Here is a 3,044-nt window from a genome sequence, read left to right on the forward strand (position 1 = left end):
GAGCAGGCGGACGGGGCTGGGCTGCGTGGGAGGGGTGGGACCGGCCGTGGTCGACCGGCGACCGGGCAAGACCGCGGGGAGCAGGCGCTCCGGCGCTGACCGGATCCGCGGTTGCGGGAGATGCCCGGCGCCGGCAAGTCCCGGGAGATGCCCGGTGCCAGCCGATACCGGTCACCGGGAGAGAGCCTTATGCCGGTGTGCCCGACGGGAGGGGCCTCGTGCCGGCCTACTTCGACACGGGGGACCTGATGCGGGCCTGCCCAGACGGGGAAGACCCTGATGGGTCCCGCCCCGCCGCGTCTAGATAGGGGCTCCCCCTGTGTGGGGGGCTCGCTCTGTCGGGGCCGGTATCGCCACCACGTCTTCGCCACCCGCTCGCCCGTGGCTGTGACCGTCGCTGATGCTCAGCCTTCGCTCTCCACCCGGCGGACCGCATCCCGGTACGCCCGGGCCGCAGCTCTCAGGGCCGCCTCGGGGTCGACGCCCTCCGCCTCGGCGCGGGTGGCCAGGGCGAGGAGTTCGTAGCCGATGCCCTCGGTCTTCGGGAGGGGGACGTCCAGGCCCGCCGTGCGCACGCGGGACGCCAGCTTGGCCGCGAGGGCCAGGCCGGGCTGGCCGAGGGGGATGCCTTCGGTCACCGAGGTGCGCTGTTTCTCGATCGCCTTGGTGCGCAGCCAGTGGGCCTTGACCTCTTCGGGGGTGTCGGCTCTCTCGTCGCCGAAGACGTGGGGGTGGCGGTGGATGAGCTTGGCGACGATGCCGCCGGCGACGTCGTCGACGGAGAAGGGGGCCTCCGGGTCCTCCTCGGCGATCCGGGCGTGGAAGACGACCTGGAGCAGGACGTCTCCGAGTTCCTCGCGCAGTTCGTCGCGGTCGCCCTCCTCGATGGCCTCGACGAGTTCGTACGCCTCTTCTATGCCGTACTTCGCGAGGCCCTTGTGGGTCTGCTGGGAGGACCAGGGGCATTCGTTGCGGATGCGGTCCATGACCTGGACGAGGTCGAGGAGCCGGGCGCCGGGCAGGTCGTAGGAGGCGGGGAGCAGTTCCAGCTCGGGCATCCGCAGGCGGCCGGATCCGGCGAGGCGGGCCAGGCCGTCGGTGAGGGCCGGCTCACCCTCGCCCGTGGCGACGACGACCACGGTGTGCCCGCCCGCGCAGGCTCCGACCAGTTCCTCCGCGGTGGGGGACGTCTCGTCGACCTCTATTCCGGCTTCCCGCAGGTACGGGAGCTGAGGGTGGGCGCCGTCCGCGCACAGGACACGGTCGGCCGCGTGCAGCGCCTGCCAGGCGGGCCAGGACAGCAGGCCGGGGGCGACGCGGTGGCTGGTGGTGAGCAGGACGATGCGGCCGGGGTCGGACGCCGTGTCGGGGTCCTGGTCGGGGGCGGGCTCGAAGCCGGTTGCGTTCACAGTTCGAAGCTAACGCACGGTGCCGACGGGGCGATCAGGGTTGTCCACAGACAGGGGGCGGCGGGGTGATCGTACGATCATCCACCCACGATGCGGGTTCGTCCCGCCGCTCGCCCCGCGTCCCCGCCAGGCGCCCTGCGGGCTCCGAGGCCGCCAGGCCTGCTGAGCCTGCCGGACCCGCCAAGCCCTCCAGGCCGCCAGCCCCGCCAGGCCCGCTACGCGCTCTGCTTGCTGCCCGCCGTCGTGACCTCGCGTACCCACGGGGTCTTCGCGTCGACGCGGGTGCTCTTCGTGACGTCCCAGGTGCCGTAGCGCGGGTTGAGGTCGACGTGGAGCTGCTTGGACGCCTTGCTCAGGGCGTTCCAGAAAGCGGGGTCGCTGGTGTCGGTGCCGAGTTTCCCGGCGAGTTTCTGGGCCTCGAGCTGGAGGCGGAGGTTCTCGTCGAGGCGTTCGGGTGCGATGCCGTACTGCTGGAGCCAGGCGGTCTCCAGGCCCTTGGCGCCGCCCGCCTGCTCCTCCAGGCCGGACCGCAACTCCTGGACCTCCTTGCGGGTCACGGTCACGCCCGCGTCGGCGGCCGCCCGGTGCAGCACCCGGTCGAGGACCATGCCGTGCAGGACGTCACGGGTGAGGGTGCCGGTCTTGGCGATGGCCTGCTTGTACTGCGTCTCGTCCGTGACGGCGGCCCGCTGCGCGTCACGCACCTCGGTCACCCGGTTCTCCAGTTGGGAGACCGTGATCCGCTGCCCGCCGACCACGGCCGCCGCACCGGGGTGCGCGTCGTTTCCGCAGGCGGTGAGCAGGGGTGCCGCGGCGGCGAGCGCGGCGGAGAGGACGAGCGCGGTGCGACGACGGCGGTGCAAGGATGCCTCCTGAGGAGATTGTGCGACGGTGCACAAAGTCTTGCAGTGATCGATGTTAGGCAGGGGACCGGCTCTGGCCAACCCATTCGACCAACGATTCACCGGGACTTCCGGCAGCGCCGCGCTCCGACCGCCCGCACGCGTGTGTGCCGGGGTCAGCCGGTGGGGTCTATCCGCGGACCTGGCCCAGCCACTGGAGGGTGCGGCGGATCTCCGCCGCGAGGGGGTGGCCGGGGCCCTGGAGTCGTTCCACGTCGTGCAGCAGCCGCGCGAGGGTCTCGTGGGCGGCGGCGCGGTCGCCGAGGGCCAGCAGGAGGTGGCCGATGCGACGGCGGACGTCGTGGGCGAGCTGGGGGTCGCCGGCCACGTACTGGTTCTCGTAGTACGGCAGCAGGGAGCGGTACTCGGCCAGTGCCGCCGCGGGTTCGCCGAGCTGTTCCAGGCATTGGGCGGCGTCGTAGCGGAAGCGCAGGGACTGCGGGTCGGCGTGGCCGGCCTCGGTCGCGCGTTCGTCGGCGAGGCGGCGCAGTTCCGGCAGGGCGCGCCGGTACTGGCCGTCGTCCATGAGGGTGGCGGCGTACTGCTTGCGCAGGGTGCGCACGACCGGGGAGTTCGCGCCGTGCTGTTCGGCGGCCGCGGGCAGGATGGCGCCGAGGATGTCGACGGCCTGGGTGATGCGGCCCTCGCCGAGGAGCCGCTTGACCTCGTCGACCGCGCGCGCGACGTCCGGTTTCCCGGTCTTCTCGGGGGCCGGTGTGACGGGGGCGGGCTG

General features: G+C 72.8%; 3 protein-coding genes. All 3 read right to left on the reverse strand.

Going from position 1 to position 3,044, the window contains the following annotated elements:
* Nucleotides 1-404 precede the first annotated feature (404 nt).
* Nucleotides 405-1,409, reverse strand: a complete 1,005-nt coding sequence (locus tag AOJ26_RS40820) for a nucleoside triphosphate pyrophosphohydrolase (protein ID WP_053853374.1) — start codon at nucleotides 1,407-1,409, stop codon at nucleotides 405-407.
* Nucleotides 1,410-1,624: 215 nt separating this feature from the next.
* Complete coding sequence (locus AOJ26_RS40825) at nucleotides 1,625-2,272, reverse strand: SurA N-terminal domain-containing protein (protein WP_053853375.1); 648 nt, start codon at nucleotides 2,270-2,272, stop codon at nucleotides 1,625-1,627.
* Nucleotides 2,273-2,441: 169 nt separating this feature from the next.
* On the reverse strand, nucleotides 2,442-3,044 hold a 603-nt coding region (locus AOJ26_RS40830), incomplete at its 5' end, for a tetratricopeptide repeat protein (protein ID WP_159044532.1).

Origin of the sequence: Streptomyces sp. NRRL B-24085 (genome assembly GCF_001282115.1) — a bacterium.
Lineage (GTDB): Bacteria > Actinomycetota > Actinomycetes > Streptomycetales > Streptomycetaceae > Streptomyces.